This is a genomic window from Phycisphaerales bacterium, assembly GCA_016716475.1.
Lineage (GTDB): Bacteria > Planctomycetota > Phycisphaerae > UBA1845 > Fen-1342 > JADJWG01.
The window spans coordinates 1,259,169-1,274,455 of record JADJWG010000002.1; the positions used below are offsets into that span (position 1 = coordinate 1,259,169).

A 15,287-nucleotide genomic window follows, 5' to 3' on the forward strand; every position below is an offset into this window, starting at 1 on the left:
GCCAGAAGGTACGCTCGCTCCCCCGCGGCGCATAAGCCGCTGGGAATCGGGTACTGGCACCGGTTGGGGTGTCCCAGAATGACAAGTCGGTTCATTCTGCGGAGACCTACCGCACAGACCACCGTGGGAGAGGTGTCCGAGTGGCCTAAGGAGCCGGTCTTGAAAACCGGTGTACCCGCGAGGGTACCGTGGGTTCGAATCCCACCCTCTCCGGTCCCCCGAAACGCAGCGCCGAAAACACTTGATTGAACCGTGTTTCCAGCGCTGCGTATCATTTCGGCAGCCGGTTGTGATAAGTTCGGCTGGCCCACTCCCCACGGAACTACCAATCATGAAACGGGGCAACCGCAGGCAGCGCTGCGGTACACCCGGGGGGCAGATCGCCTGCGAGAAGGTCGAACGGATCGGCAGGATCACAATTTACCGGCGCGAAGGCACGTAATCCCTCTACTGCGGCGAACACGGCGAGTCCGTACGACGTCCAAGCGACGGCCGCCTCTCGACCGCTCGGGCTACCGCCCCGCACGTCAACGCCGACTTGGAAGAACGCCGATCCTCCGCCTCGAACTCCACCACGGGCGTGAAGCCGGCCACGATGTGCCGCGTGTAGACCATCACCACCTGCGCATCACACGGGTCCGGGTCGCCGCCATGGTCGCGCGTGCCGACCCGCCGGCCCAGCGCATCATACTCGATCTCCAGCACCGGGCAGCCCTGGATCGTCGTCACCGCCACCAGCCGGTTCTCCTCGTCGTACGCGTAATCGTACACCGGCGCCGTCGTCCCCTGGATCAGGGCAATGAAGCCGCTCTGGTCGGCGATATCCACGAGCCCGTCACCGTTCACGTCACCCATCTCGTACGGACAGTTCGGGTACACCGCCGCGAAGGCCGCCGCCCGCTCCTCCGGCGTCCCCGTCAGCCCGCGCGCGAAGATGAACGCGCTCAGGTCGGAGAAATTGGCCACGCCCAAGCCGCGCCCGCCGGCCGCACCGCATCATCCAGCACGCTCTCCGGCCGCCCGCGGTCGTCGAAGCTCGCCGTCACCTGCCGTACCGAATACCACCCGGTACAGGGTCAATCGTCTGACAACTCCCAAAGCGCCACCGGCTTCCCTCCGACGATCCGCGTACCCTCGTCGTTGCGCTTCCCATCCGTGATGGGTATCCACGTCACTCGGGCGTCGCCGGCCGCATCCTTGATGAGCATCGCACGATCCACGCCGCCCACGTACACGCAGCCGTGGATGTCACAGTCGGAGTAGTTAGGCCCTGCTCTCAGGTGCGCTATCTCCGTCAGCAGCCCCGAAGCCAGGTCAAGGCGACAGATGCGTCCACCCGCCAGGCCAACCACAATGAACCGAGGCAACGGCGCTGTGACCGTCGTCGCCGGTTCTGGCATGTCTGCCAACGACGTGATCTCCCCCGTAGCACCATCATACCGAGCCACTGATGTTCCGCGGCACACGACAAGTCCCGCACTATCCGGTAACCACGCCCAGCAATCGATCGGCCGCCTGAGCAACATCGAGGAGCCACTTAGTGCGCAATCGTCAAGCTCCCGAACCCACGACACGTCGTAGTTGCTCGCGCTGAGCACGCGAATCTGATGACTCAACAGCAACGCGAGATGCCTCTGATCCGGTGACACGATCACTGCTAGGCTCTTATCGCCACCGACAAGATCCGTTGCCAGTATCCTGCGATAGTCAGCGGTACGGGCATTCACGATGGACACACCCTCACCCTCGCAGGCCACGATGCGTTCTGCCCCTAAACGCGCATCGACCCGTGTGATCGTGGCGTTGCCGACAACAACCTGGTTCAAGATTTCGCCGGTCGGACCATGCAACAACAGCTCATTCGAGACAGCCACGCTGACCAGCGTTCGATTGTCAGGGAGAAAGGACACATTCAGAAGATCTGTATCGATGTGAACCTCGCTCATGCTCAAGAACTCGTCGATCACACGCGCGTACTTGCCAGTCGACACAAGGCATGGGAACAGATACTCCGCGGGATGGAGCGCTGAAATGTCGGCCTTGCAGCGCGGCCAGCGCGCGATCACCCGCTCCGTCGCACCATCGAGCAGGGTGACCTCTTGGATGTCTGCAAGCGTGAAGATCAGCAGGCGGCGATCAGCAGGCGATCCCGCCACACCCCAAAGGTCGCGCACGTGCCGTCTTCCCACATAGCGGAGTGTCGATCCATCATAGATGTTAAGCCCATCCTCCCAGTCGGCCGCATAGACGCGGTTGTCGGCAGCAACGGCCACAGTCCCTCCAGAATCGAGCAATTCCGGGCACTGTACGATTGCGTTCGGTCCGTCCGCACTCATGTGGCAACGCACGATACGCGTCTTGCTGTGAAGCAGTATCGACTTGCGATCCGGCATGCAACAAAGGCCTAACACATCCTCGCCTTCAAGCCCATGTGTGACACTGCGCAGCAGCGTGCCGTTGGCCGAGTCGAATTCAAAGAGCTGCTCTGCGGATGCTGCCAGCAGCGCGCCGGACCCCGTGTCAAAGATGCAGTGGCTCAATGCGTTGTCGCATCCCACCTCGAAGGAATGATCGCGGGCCCAATCCCACACGGTGAGCACGCCATTGGGCTCTACAACTGCCACCCTGGTGCCCGTACGGTCAATCGAGCACTGTCCTGCGTCCAAGTCGCGCCTAACTGCGATCATTCTATGGGGGTTTGTGGCCCAAACGAAGACCGCAGCATGAGAGACAACGACAAAAATCTCACCATGAGCGGCCATTGCAGCAGCCCAGATCTGGTCCGCGTGCCCGGCCAGTTGACCCATGAGTCGCAGCAACATATCTCTCACAGTGACTGATCAGTTGTACAGGATGTTGGGGCCAGCGCCCTGAGCGGGCCCACTCGGCTCGTATCTTGTTGCACCAGTCGGAATGGGTAGACCGTCAGAAATGGGCAGGTCCAACCCCTGCGGCCCGCGTGGCGTCGGCGGCCAGGTGGAAGGAACGGGCGATGTGGCCTGATTCCCATCCGATGGCCCTTCACCACTGTCACACACTTCCGGCTCCACCGGCGCCCCAGCCTCGGTATCGGGCGAGGGATCGCTGCCACCCGCAGCATCGCAATCGTCATCGGGACGGCTCTGCCGCGCCCGCTCGGCGACCTGTCCGGCAATCCACGTTGCGTGCTTGTGGAACCACAAAGCGGCATCACGGAGGCCAGCATTCATCAACTCGTCATAGCACGCGTCCTGCAAACGTTCCATCGTTTGGTGATCACCTGCCACCCCGGCGCGGTACCATTGCCCGCACGCGCCGCTGCTGGTCGCCATGTGATCAAGTGCCTCGGCAGTCTGGCCAGAGACGCCAACGAGGATCCCCGCGCCAATGGCACGCGCACCCCTCGCTCCCTTAGGCCCAGCTTTGCCACCTCCGTCCGGTCGCTTCACAGCCTTCTGCTGTTGCCGGAGAATTTTGTTGCGCCTCTTGAGATTACCGAGCTCTTCCTCCTCCCCGGCCGTCCGGTGCGCTCGTTTCTTCTTCTCGATCTCCATAATCCTCTTCTCATTGACCTTTATCTCGTCATCGATGGCGCGGGTGTCCTTGCCTTCCCTTGCAGCTCCGTCCTTCCCGGGGTGACTATGATGCCCGCCGCGATCACGAGGCCCACCACGTGAAAGCCCCAGCGGATCGCGCCACATGGACGGCGCGCTGGCGACGTACTCGTACAGGTTCACGCCGTCCACGTACCCGGCCGGGTCGCGCTGGAGCCAGCGGCCGAGGTCGACGTGATAGGCGCGCAGCGGGAACGTGTACAGCCCCACACCCGGCTCCCAGCGCTGGCCGGTCCAGGCGTAGGGGTTGCCGAAGCGGCTGCGGTCGGCCGGCACGAAGGCACCCACCCCGCCGCCGGCCGCCGGGTCCCACACCGACACGTACGTCGCCCCGTAGGGGTCGTAATCGTAGCGCTCCACCACCTTCGGCGGGAGCGGGTCGGGCTGGCCCTGGCCGTCCAGATGGTCCGGGTCGCCCGCAACCGTCAGCGCCACCACGCTGCCCAGGGCGTCATGCAGGTAATGCAGCACCTCCGGCGTGCCCGCGGCCACGTCGCCCGCATCCGTGTGGTCGATCAGCGCCAGCGGCTCGGGGAAGCGCGGGCCCCACAGGAACTCCCGGGCCAGCTCAAAGTCCGCCCGCCCCGGCACCGGCCCACCGGTGTAGTCGTCCGCCTCGAACTCCACCACGGGCGTCAAGCCGGCCAGAATGTGCCGCGTGTACACCATCTCAACCTGCGCATCACACGGGTCCGGGTCGCCGCCATGGTCGCGCGTGCCGACCCGCCGGCCCAGCGCATCATACTCGATCTCCAGCACCGGGCAGCCCTGGATCGTCGTCACCGCCACCAGCCGGTTCTCCTCGTCGTAGGCATAGTCGTACACCGGCGCCGTCGTCCCCTGGATCAGGGCAATGAAGCCGCTCTGGTCGGCGATATCCACGAGCCCGTCACCGTTCACGTCGCCCATCTCGTACGGACAGTTCGGGTACACCGCCGCGAAGGCCGCCGCCCGCTCCTCCGGCGTCCCCGTCAGCCCGCGCGCGAAGATGAACGCGCTCAGGTCAGAGAAATTCACCACGCCGTCGCAGTTCATGTCGCCCACCAGCCGGTTACCCTGCGCAGCTATGACGCCGCCCATCACACCACCGGATCGCGCCATCCTCGATGTACTCAAGCGGTACTGGGGCTACGACACCCTGCGCCCCCTCCAGGCCGAGGCCATCGCAGCGGGCCTGCATGGCCGCGACTCGCTCGTCGTCATGCCAACCGGTGGCGGGAAGTCCCTTTGCTACCAGATACCGGCCGTACTCGCCGGACGACTCGACGTCGTCATCTCTCCGCTCATCGCGCTGATGAAGGACCAGGTCGACGGGCTGCGAGCTTGCGGCTACCCGGCGGCAGCGCTGCACAGCAATCTCACGACCGGCGAGCTGCGAACGGTGGAGGGTGCCGTGCTGGCCGGCCAACTTCGGCTGCTGTTCCTCGCACCGGAACGGCTACAGAACCCATACATCCAGGGCATGCTGGAACGCGCCCGGGTCCGCGCGTTCACCATCGACGAGGCCCACTGCATCAGCCAATGGGGCCACGACTTCCGCAAGGAGTATCGCCAGCTTGCCCGCTTGCGCGCGACCTTTCCCGAGGCGAGTCTGCACGCCTATACCGCCACCGCCACAGCGCGCGTCCGAGCCGACATTGCCGAACAGCTCCAGCTCCGCGCCCCCACCCTGCTCGTCGGCCGGTTTGACCGTCCCAACCTGATCTACCGTGTTCTGCCCAAGACCGAGATCCACAGTCAGGTGGCGAGTGCGCTCGCCCGGCACGCCGGCGAGGCCGCCATCGTCTACTGCCTCAGCCGGGTCGACACACAGGACATGGCCGCATACCTCCGCGGCCGCGGTCTGCGTGCGGCGCATTACCACGCCGGCATGTGTGCCGAGGCACGGCGCGCAACGCAGGATGCCTTCGCGCGTGAGGAGCTCGATGTGATCAGCGCGACCGTGGCCTTCGGCATGGGTATCGATCGGAGCGATGTGCGCTGCGTCATCCATGCCACCATGCCCAAATCCATCGAGCATTATCAGCAGGAGACCGGCCGGGCCGGTCGTGACGGGCTCGCCGCGGAGTGCGTGCTCTTCTACGACTACAGCGATCTCACCCGTTGGGAAGGGCTGATCAAACGCAGCGCCGCGCAATCGGAGTATCCGACCGTGGTCACCGCCGCCATGACCGCACTGCTCCAGGAGATGCAGCAGTTCTGTGTCCGTGGAGAGTGCCGTCACGCGGCCCTAAGCGCCTATTTCGGCCAACGGCTCGACGTCACCAACTGTGGCGCTTGCGATGTCTGCCTCGGAGAGGTCGCAGGCCTGACCGACGTGACGGTGACAGCCCAGAAGATCCTCTCGTGCGTGGCGCGCGTCGGTGAGCGCTTTGGGGTGGCGCATCTCGTTGATGTTCTCACCGGCCGGGCCACGCCGCGGGTCCAAGCGCTGGGTCATGACCAGCTCAGCACCTTCGCGCTGCTCAAGGATGACGAGCCGGATACGGTGCGGCAGACGATCTACCAGTTACTCGACCAGGGTCTCGTGCAACGCAGCCCCGGAGAGTATCCGGTCCTCCAGCTCAACACCCGCTCGTGGGAAGTCCTGCGTGGGCAGCGCCCGGTGCGACTGCGCGAGATCACGGGACCCCTCCGCAAAACGCGGGTCGAAGCGGACGGGTGGGCCGGTGTGGACCGGAAGGTGTTCGACGCGCTCCGCGCGCTGCGCAAGGAGATTGCCCGGGAACGCGGGATTCCGGCGTTTACGATTCTGCATGATGCGACGCTGCGCGAGCTGGCCCGGATCCGCCCCACCACCGTCGAGCAACTGCCGGGCATCCGCGGGCTCGGCGAGCGTAAACGGGCGGAGTTCGGCGCGCAGCTCGTGGAGTGTGTGCGCGGCGCGAGCGGCGCGTCTGCGCAGCCCGCACCCTCGGCCCGCCGCAAGGTTCATTCCGCGGCGGAACTGTCCGTGAGCGGCAGGCGACGCAAGCCGAGTCTGGCTCAGCAGCGGGCGTTCGAACTCTTCCGTGCCGGCCGGCCACTGTCCGCTGTCGCTGAGGAGATCCAGCGCGCCCACGCAACCACTTGGCAGTACCTGCTGGCCTTCGTGGAGCAGGAGCCGCCGGCCACGCTCTCGCCCTGGGTCGATGAGGACATGTTCGCCCGCGTCACCGCGGCATTCGCAACCGGCGGCGACGAACGCTTCGGCACAATCTTCGAGCGCCTGGGCGGTCGTGTCCCCTACGAGGTCATCCGGTTGGTCGCCGCCTTTCGCGGGCAAACCAGCACCTAGCGACGTGGCCGCCCGTGCCTGCGGAATCGCTGAAGCCGGCCTGTTCCACGCCGCAAGGAGCGGGCTGCGATGCCCGCCCCCTGCACCCGTCGCGGCCACCCGCGGAGCGGAAGGTCCTAAGGCGCGGTGTATTCCAGGTAGTCGGGGAACCACATGGAGCTGCGCACGAGTCCGTCGATTTCATCATCGGGGATCATCCGCCCGATGTTGAGCCGTTTCGCTTCACGCACCACGTTGGCTGCAATGCGCACGCTGACTTCGCGCAGCAGGCCCTGCTCGGGATAGAGCGCGTGGCAGTCGAGCCGGTCCGGCGTGATGCAGTCTGCCAGCGTCTTCGCAGCAATCATGAAGAACGACTCGGGCACCTCCTTCGCCTCGGACAGGATCGTGCCCAACCCGACGCCCGGGAAGATGAATACGTTGTTGCCTGGCCGATGACGTGCTTCTTGCCCTGGTACTCAACCGGGTCGAAGGGACTACCGGTCGCGACCAGCGCCCGCCCGTCGGTCCAGCGGATCGCCTCCGCGGGTGTACACTCCGCCTTGGACGTCGGGTTGCTGAACGCGTAGATGATCGGCCGTTCGCAATGCTTGGCCATTTCGCGGACGATGTCCTCTGTGAAGGTGCCCGCCCGGGCGGTCGTACCAAGCAGGATGGTGGGCTTCACGCGCTTCACGACCTCAAGCAGGTCGAACGGTCCGGCACCTGTAAAGCCGTAGTCCTTCATCTCCGCCTTCGTCATGGCGTATTCACGCTTGTGGGGATCGCTGATCTCCGTGCCTTCATGCACCAGCCCGTGCGAGTCGAGGAAAACCTGCGCGCGGTGAATCTTCGCCCGATCCTCACACTCCAACGCCATCGCCCCAGCGACCAGGCGACCGATACCCACACCCGCCGCACCGGCCCCGGCGTAGACGATCCGCTGATCCGGCAGTTTCCCGCCGGTGATGCGCAGCCCGCCATACAGCCCGGCCAGCGCCACGCCGGCCGTACCCTGAATGTCGTCATTGAAGCAGCAAATCCGCTTGCGATAGCGATCCAGCACCATGAAGGCAATGTTCTTGTGAAAATCCTCCCACTGGACGAGTGCCCGGGGGAAGACCTCCTGCACGCCGTTGACGAAGGCCTCGACGACGCGCTCGTACGCTTCGCCGCGCAGGCGACGGTGGCGCCAACCCATGTAGAACGGGTCGTTGAGCAGGTCGGCATTGTCCGTGCCGACATCCAAACTGATCGGCAGCGTCTGGGCGGGATGGATACCCGCTCCGGCACAGTACAGTGCGATCTTTCCGACCGGGATGCCCATGCCGCCGGCACCCTGGTCCCCGAGTCCGAGGATGCGCTCATTGTCCGTGACCACGATGAGTCGCACGTCGCGGTGGCCGGTGTTCCGTAGCAGCTCGGGGATGCGGTCGATGTCGTCCGGCGTGATCCAGATGCCGCGCGTCTGCCGGAGGATGTGGCTGTACATCTGGCACGCCTGCCCGACCGTCGGCGTGTACACGATCGGCATCAGTTCCGTGATGTTCTCCACCAGCACGCGGTAGAACAACGTCTCGTTGCGGTCCTGCAGTGCGGCCAGGCCGATGAATTTCTCGAGGTCGGTCCCCTTGGCGCGCAGGTGTTCCAGCTCGAGCATCACCTGCTCCTGGATGGTGAACTGGCCGCTCGGCAGCAGACCCCGCAAGCCCAGCGCATCGCGCTCGGGTGGCGGGAAGGCCGCCCCCTTGTTGAGCAGCGGGTTACGCAGCAGATCGCGGCCGGTCTGCGTGACACGCATACGACCTTCTTTCCACGTGATGGGGGGCAATGGAGTGGGCGACATCGAGAGGGCTCCGTAAACTGGACGGGAGTGACGTTCCCGTAAAAGTCGATTATTCGAGTAAGATAGCGGGAATACCGCCAATTGCACAGTCCTCCGGACCCGGATTCCGACCGCTCGGAGCACCGCCGTGAACCCGCCTGAACCCCGACTCCGCCGCCGCCTCGATGTCCGCGGACAAGTTCAGGGGGTGGGATTCCGCCCCTACGTCTTCCGACTCGCGCAACAGCACGGACTCGGCGGGTGGGTGGCGAATGACGGTCGTGGTGCCCGGATCGAGGTGGAGGGTCCGGCGGCCGGCATCGCGGCATTTGAGGCCGCACTGCCCGTCGAGCTACCACCCCTCGCAGTGCTTACGGCCTGCACGGCTGCGGATCTCCCTCCCTTGGGCGAACGCGACTTTCGCATCGTCGCCTCTGCCGCAGCCGAAGGCAGCCGACCCACCGTAACGCCCGACGTGGCCCTCTGTCAGGACTGCCGGCGCGAGCTTTTCGACGCCGGAGATCGACGGTACGGCTACCCTTTCATCACTTGCACCAACTGCGGCCCGCGCTACTCGATCATCCGCGATGTACCGTACGACCGGCCGAAGACAACGATGGCCCCCTTTGTCCAGTGCCCACCCTGCCAAGCTGAGTATGACAACCCTGCCAGCCGCCGGTTTCACGCCCAGCCGAACGCGTGCCCGGCGTGCGGCCCGGCACTGCGGATGGTCGTGCCGTCGACTCCCCCGACGGAACAACCACCTTCATCAGCCGAGCGAGATCGCCGGGCCACATCACACCGCGCCTGCCACCCGCCTCACACGCCCCCACTGAATGTCGTCCGTAACGCGGCGGACCGCTTGCGCCGCGGCGAAATCATCGCCATGAAGGGGATCGGCGGTTACCACCTCGCCTGCCGTGCTGACAGTTCGGCTGCCGTTGGTCGCCTCCGCGAACGCAAGCTCCGCGATGGTAAGCCACTGGCGATCATGGTGCCCGATTTAGACACCGCACACCGACTCGCATGGCTTGCGCCGAGTGACGAAGTTGCCCTGCTCAGTACGGCTGCGCCGATTGTGTTGGTACCACGCCGCGACTTAGCCCGCTCCCGTTTCGGAGGGGAGCCCGGGAACCGTGTTGGCAGGGATGCTTCGGATCAGGCGCACCGCTTAGACTGCAACTCGGTTGAACCTGCGGCCCCAGCCCTCGCACCGCTCGTTGCCCCCGGCTGCCACACGCTCGGCCTGCTGCTCCCGTACACACCGCTCCATTACCTGCTCTTCGCCGAGGGTCTTGGCCCGCTGGTGATGACTTCCGCAAATCTGTCCGGCGAGCCACTCTGCTACCGTGATCACGATGCGATGAATGGGCTCCAGGATGTCGCCGACGCTTTTCTCCTGCACGACCGCGAGATCTGTCGGCCGATTGACGACTCTGTCGTCTACTCATGGCGGGAGCGGATTGTTCCCCTGCGCCGCGCCCGCGGCTACGTACCGCAGCCCATTTCGGTACCCACCCTTGCGGGCGCTCCACCGATCCTCGCTCTTGGTGGTGATCTCAAGTCCGTTGTGGGCTTACTGCAGGACGGCGAGGCCATCCTGAGTGAGCATTTGGGCGATCTCGAACACCCCGCCGCGTACCGCAATTTTCTCGCGGCGATCGCCCGCCTGCGACAACTGTTTGACTTCCACCCACGGTTGCTCGCGTGCGATCTCCACCCGCGCTACCACAGCACGCGCTACGCGGCCGAGCTGGGCCTGCCGCTCGTGCCGGTGCAGCACCACCACGCTCACGTCGCCAGTGTCCTGGCCGAGCACGGCGAGACCGGACCGGTGATCGGCCTGGCGTGTGACGGCACCGGCTACGCCCGCGACGGCACCATTTGGGGAGGCGAGATCCTGCTCTGTGAGCGCGGTGCATGCATTCACCTCGGTGGGCTCGAACCGTTCCCCCTGATCGGTGGCGATGCGGCGGCGATTGAAACCTGGCGCCCGGCGGCCGCGCTGGTGGCCAGGGTATACGGTAACAATTGGCGCACGGTGTGGGAGCGCTGGGCTGCGGACCGGCACACCATTCCGGAAGCTGCTCAATCCGTTTTGTTTGCACGGCAATGGGAACAGGGTGCCGGTGTACGCACGAGCAGTCTGGGTCGCGTCTTCGATGCGATCGCGTACCTGCTGGGGCTCTGCGACCGCAATCGGCACGAGGCCGAGGCAGCATTGGCCGTGGAGGCGGCAGCGGCCTCGTGGCCCGAGCCGGTTTCGCCTCGGCCCTGTCCACCCCGCGACACGGATGGCCTGATTCAGATCGATGTCGCCCCGCTCGTCCGCGCACTCGTCGAGCAGCAGGCGCCCCAGGGCCTGGAGGTTGCCAGGTGCGCGGCAGAGGCGCAAGCAACGTTGGCGGAAGCGCTAGTCGGCGGAGTGCTGGTGGCAGTGGCTCGGACCGGCGTACGCACGGTTGCGCTCTCGGGAGGGTGTTTCGCGAATCGACTGCTACTGGAGGGCCTTGTCGAACGGCTAGAGCAGCGGCAACTTCACGTGCTCTTCCACGAGCGTACCCCACCCGGAGACGGTGGGCTGGCACTGGGACAGCTTTGGGTCGCGGCCTGGCAACAGCGCGGTGATCGCTGAGATGAGAGGTGCACGTGAGCAAATTCGCGCACGGTCCGGGAAATTCGCCAGGAAATCGCACCTGCCAGAACCGCATTCGAACCCCACCCTCCCGATTTACGGATAAATAGCGGCATAAATACTCTTGCACAAATATGCGTTTGTCGCTACACCATGTGTCGTACGTCGCAGCAACCGCGCAGCCACGCGGGCGAAACTCGTGGGGTGGCCGCGGCTGGCCACACGGCTGGCACGCTGCGTGCCGGATACCGATAGCTGGGTGTGCATCCACCGGCCGAACCGTCCGCGAACGGGAACTTGCCGGATGCCGCAACAAGCCGGACCCAACCCCCCGGCCTTCAGGAGTGCAGTTGCAATGAGTGAACGTCGCATGGTCACGATTGATGGCAACCAGGCCGCCGCCCATGTCGCTCACGCGTTGAGCGAGGTGATTGCCATCTACCCGATCACGCCCTCCTCCAACATGGGAGAGTGGGCGGACGAGTGGTCCGCGCTTGGACGAACCAACCTCTGGGGAACAGTCCCGCACGTCATCGAAATGCAGAGCGAAGGCGGGGCCTGTGCCGCCGTCCACGGCGCAGCCCAGACGGGCGCCCTGACCACGACGTTCACCGCGTCGCAGGGCCTGCTGCTCATGATTCCGACGATGTTCAAGATGGGCGGACAGCTCCTGCCGACCGTCTACCACGTCAGCGCTCGGACGGTCGCGACGCACGCACTCAGCATCTTCGGCGACCACAGCGACGTGATGGCTGTGCGCCAATGCGGGTACGGCATGCTGGCGAGCGGATCGGTCCAGGAAGTCATGGATCTGGCCCTCGTGGCACACGCCGCCGCACTCGAGTCGCGGCTGCCTTTCGTCCACTTCTTCGACGGCTTCCGCACCTCCCACGAAGTCTCCAAGATCGAAGAGCTGACGCACGCCGACCTGTGCGCGATCCTCAGCGAGCAGGCGCTCGCCGCGCACCGCAGCCGGGCGCTGACGCCCGACCGGCCGCAGCTCCGTGGTACCGCACAGAACCCGGACGTCTTTTTCCAGGCCCGCGAAACGGTGAACCCCTTCTACGCGGCGGCGCCCGGCATCGTACAGGCGGTCATGGATCGCTTCGCGAAGCAGGTGGGGCGCCAGTACCACCTGTTCGACTACGTCGGCGCCCCGGATGCGGAACGGGTGATCGTGATGATGGGCTCGGGCGCCGAGGCCGCCCACGAAGCGGTGGACTACCTCACCACCCGAGGTGAGAAGGTCGGGCTGATCAAGATCCGCCTTTTCCGCCCATTTGCCAGCGCGACGTTCATCCGCGCACTGCCCAAGAGCGTGCTGGCTCTCGCGGTGCTCGACCGAACGAAGGAACCCGGCGCCCCGGGTGAGCCCCTCTACCAGGATGTACTGACGGCCTTTGGCGAGGCCGTAACCGAAGGAACCGCTCCCGGCGGACTCAAGAAGATCGTCAACGGCCGCTATGGGTTGTCGAGCAAGGAATTCACGCCCGCGATGGTCAAAGCGGTGTTCGACAATCTCAGCGCCGCCAAGCCCCGCAACCACTTCACGATCGGCATTCACGAAGACGTCACGCACTCCAGTCTGGAGTATGACCCCGCCCTCTCGACCGAGGACGACAAGGTCTTTCGCGGCCTGTTTTATGGCCTGGGGGCGGACGGCACGGTCGGCGCAAACAAGAACAGCATCAAGATCATCGGCGAGGACACGCCGAACTTCGCCCAGGGCTACTTCGTGTACGACTCGAAGAAGGCCGGGTCGATGACGGTGTCGCACCTGCGCTTCGGCCCCAAGCCGATCCGCTCAACCTACCTGATCAGCACCGCCAACTTTGTCGCCTGCCACAACTGGGCGTTCATGGAGAAGTACGACATGCTGGGGGCCGCCCTACCGGGCGCCACCTTCCTGCTCAACAGCCCGTTTCCCGCGGACGAAACCTGGGACCGCATCCCGCGTAAAGTTCAGCAGGACATCATCGCCAAGAAGCTGAAGGTCTTCACGATCGACGCTTACAAGGTCGCCAAGGAAACCGGCATGGGCGGCCGGGTGAACACGATCATGCAGACCTGCTTCTTCGCGATTTCCGGCGTGCTGCCCAAGGACGAAGCCATCGCCGCGATCAAGGATGCGATCAAGAAGGAGTACGGGCGCAAGGGTGAGGAAATTGTCAAAAAGAACTGGAGTGCTGTCGACCAGACGCTCACGAACCTGCATGAAGTGAAGGTTCCCGCCCAGCCCACCGGTACGCTGGAGATGCGGCCACCGGTGCCGGCGGAGGCGCCGGGTTTCGTGCGCGATGTCCTGGGTCCCATGATCGTGTTCCGGGGTGATGAGCTGCCGACCAGCAAGCTGCCGTGCGACGGCACTTTCCCGACCGACACAACCCAGTGGGAGAAGCGGAACATCGCATTGGAAATTCCCGTCTGGGATCCGGACGTGTGTACACAGTGCGGCAAGTGCGCGCTGGTCTGTCCCCACGCGGCCATCCGTCTCAAGGCCTATCCGCAGGAGCTGGTCGCCAACGCCCCACCCACCTTCAAGTCCGCCAAGTATATCGGCAAGGAGTTCGAGGGCTGCGTCGCGACCATTCAGGTTGCCCCGGAAGACTGCACCGGCTGCGGCATCTGCGTCGAGGCCTGCCCGGCGAAGAACAAGCAGGAGGCCCGCCTCAAGGCCATCAACATGGCCTTCCAGCCCCCCCTCCGCGAGTCCGAGCGCGAGAACTACAAGTTCTTCCTCGCGATTCCCGAGGCCGACCGCAGCAAGCTGCGCATCAACTCGGTGAAAGGGTCGCAGTTCCTCCAGCCGCTGTTCGAATACTCCGGCGCCTGCACCGGTTGTGGTGAGACGCCGTACATCAAGCTGCTCACACAGCTCTTTGGTGACCGGGCGATCATCGCGAACGCCACCGGTTGCTCATCCATCTATGGCGGCAATCTTCCCACGGCCCCTTGGGTGAAGAACGCCGACGGTCGCGGCCCGGCCTGGTGCAACTCCCTGTTCGAGGACAACGCCGAATTCGGCTTCGGCTACCGGCTGACGCTCGACAAGCACGCCGAGTACGCCGCAGAGCTCGTCACCCGGCTGCGCGATCCGCTGGGGGCCGATCTCGCCGACGGGCTGCTCAACAGCTCACAGCGCGACGATGGCGAAATCACGCTGCAGCGCAAGCGGGTTGTCGCTCTGCGGGAGAAGCTCGCCGGGGTTGACACACCCGATGCCCGCCACCTGCTCCAGATCGCGGACGCGCTCGTCAAGAAAAGCGTCTGGATCGTCGGCGGTGATGGTTGGGCCTACGACATCGGTTACGGCGGGCTCGACCATGTTCTTGCCAGCGGCCGCAACGTCAACGTACTCGTGCTCGATACCGAGGTCTACTCCAACACCGGCGGTCAGTGCTCCAAGTCCACGCCGCGCGGCGCCGTGGCGAAGTTCGCCGCGAGCGGGCGGCCGGCAGGCAAGAAGGATCTCGCCCTGATGGCGATGACCTATGGCAATGTATTCGTCGCCAAGGTCGCGATGGGTGCCAATGACGCCCAGACCGTCAAGGCCTTCCTCGAAGCCGAAGCGTACACCGGCCCCTCACTCATCATCGCCTACAGCCACTGCATCGCGCACGGCATCAACATGCGGCAGGGTCTCGACACGCAGAAGCGCGCCGTCGACAGCGGGCACTTTCCGCTGCTGCGGTACAATCCCGAATTGGCGACCGCCAGCAAAAACCCGCTGCAGCTCGACTCCAAGAAGCCGACACTGCCGTACGAGGAATACGCTTACCAGCAGACCCGCTTCAAGATGCTGACCAAGAGCAAGCCCGAGCTTGCCAAGGAGCTGCTCGAACTGGCCCGCCAGGACGTGCAGAATCGCTGGAACCTCTACGAGCAGTTGGCCGCCATGCACGTGGCTACGACCGGCGGCAACGGCCACGGCTAACGGCGGCCGGGGCGCCGGGTCGCGGCCCGGCGCCCCGCTTTCCC

General features: G+C 65.0%; 6 protein-coding genes, 1 tRNA gene and 1 pseudogene. 4 read left to right on the top strand and 4 right to left on the bottom strand.

The features are described from left to right. Positions 1-126 precede the first annotated feature (126 nt). Positions 127-213, top strand: a tRNA-Ser gene (locus tag IPM18_12880). A 234-nt stretch (positions 214-447) separates the two neighbouring features. On the opposite strand, the gene IPM18_12885 is transcribed toward IPM18_12880, so the two are convergent. The 3 genes from IPM18_12885 to IPM18_12895 form a co-directional block, all read right to left on the bottom strand. Continuing rightward, a complete protein-coding gene (locus IPM18_12885) occupies positions 448-966 on the bottom strand; it encodes a hypothetical protein (protein MBK9120476.1) in 519 nt (172 codons plus the stop codon). A gap of 110 nt (positions 967-1,076) precedes the next feature. Continuing rightward, the gene (locus tag IPM18_12890; protein MBK9120477.1) at positions 1,077-2,624 is read right to left on the bottom strand and encodes a hypothetical protein; all 1,548 of its coding nucleotides are present in this window, start codon (positions 2,622-2,624) and stop codon (positions 1,077-1,079) included. Between the two features lie 216 nt (positions 2,625-2,840). Further along, positions 2,841-4,694, bottom strand: a complete 1,854-nt coding sequence (locus tag IPM18_12895; protein ID MBK9120478.1) for a hypothetical protein — start codon at positions 4,692-4,694, stop codon at positions 2,841-2,843. On the opposite strand from IPM18_12895, the gene recQ reads away from it, so the two are divergent. After that, on the top strand, positions 4,660-6,870 hold the full coding sequence (gene recQ / locus IPM18_12900) for a DNA helicase RecQ (GenBank protein ID MBK9120479.1): 2,211 nt from the start codon (positions 4,660-4,662) through the stop codon (positions 6,868-6,870). The two genes, IPM18_12895 and recQ, sit on opposite strands and share 35 nt — an antisense overlap. Positions 6,871-6,986: 116 nt before the next feature. Here recQ and IPM18_12905 read toward each other — a convergent pair. Then, positions 6,987-8,650 (bottom strand): annotated as a pseudogene (locus tag IPM18_12905) (NAD-dependent malic enzyme). A 172-nt stretch (positions 8,651-8,822) separates the two neighbouring features. Here IPM18_12905 and IPM18_12910 point away from each other — a divergent pair. Both IPM18_12910 and nifJ read left to right on the top strand, forming a co-directional pair. After that, entirely contained in the window at positions 8,823-11,309 is a 2,487-nt protein-coding gene (locus IPM18_12910; protein MBK9120480.1) for a carbamoyltransferase HypF, read from the top strand. A gap of 355 nt (positions 11,310-11,664) precedes the next feature. Next, positions 11,665-15,243 (top strand): pyruvate:ferredoxin (flavodoxin) oxidoreductase, encoded by a 3,579-nt coding sequence (gene nifJ, locus IPM18_12915; protein ID MBK9120481.1) that lies wholly within the window; start codon positions 11,665-11,667, stop codon positions 15,241-15,243. Positions 15,244-15,287: the final 44 nt, after the last annotated feature.

Excerpts from the sequence above, each read along its gene's own strand:
- recQ (MBK9120479.1), top strand. The coding sequence starts at position 4,660 with ATGACGCCGCCCATCACACCACCGGATCGCGCCATCCTCGATGTACTC.
- IPM18_12895 (MBK9120478.1), bottom strand. The coding sequence starts at position 4,694 with ATGGCGCGATCCGGTGGTGTGATGGGCGGCGTCATAGCTGCGCAGGGT.
- nifJ (MBK9120481.1), top strand. The coding sequence starts at position 11,665 with ATGAGTGAACGTCGCATGGTCACGATTGATGGCAACCAGGCCGCCGCC.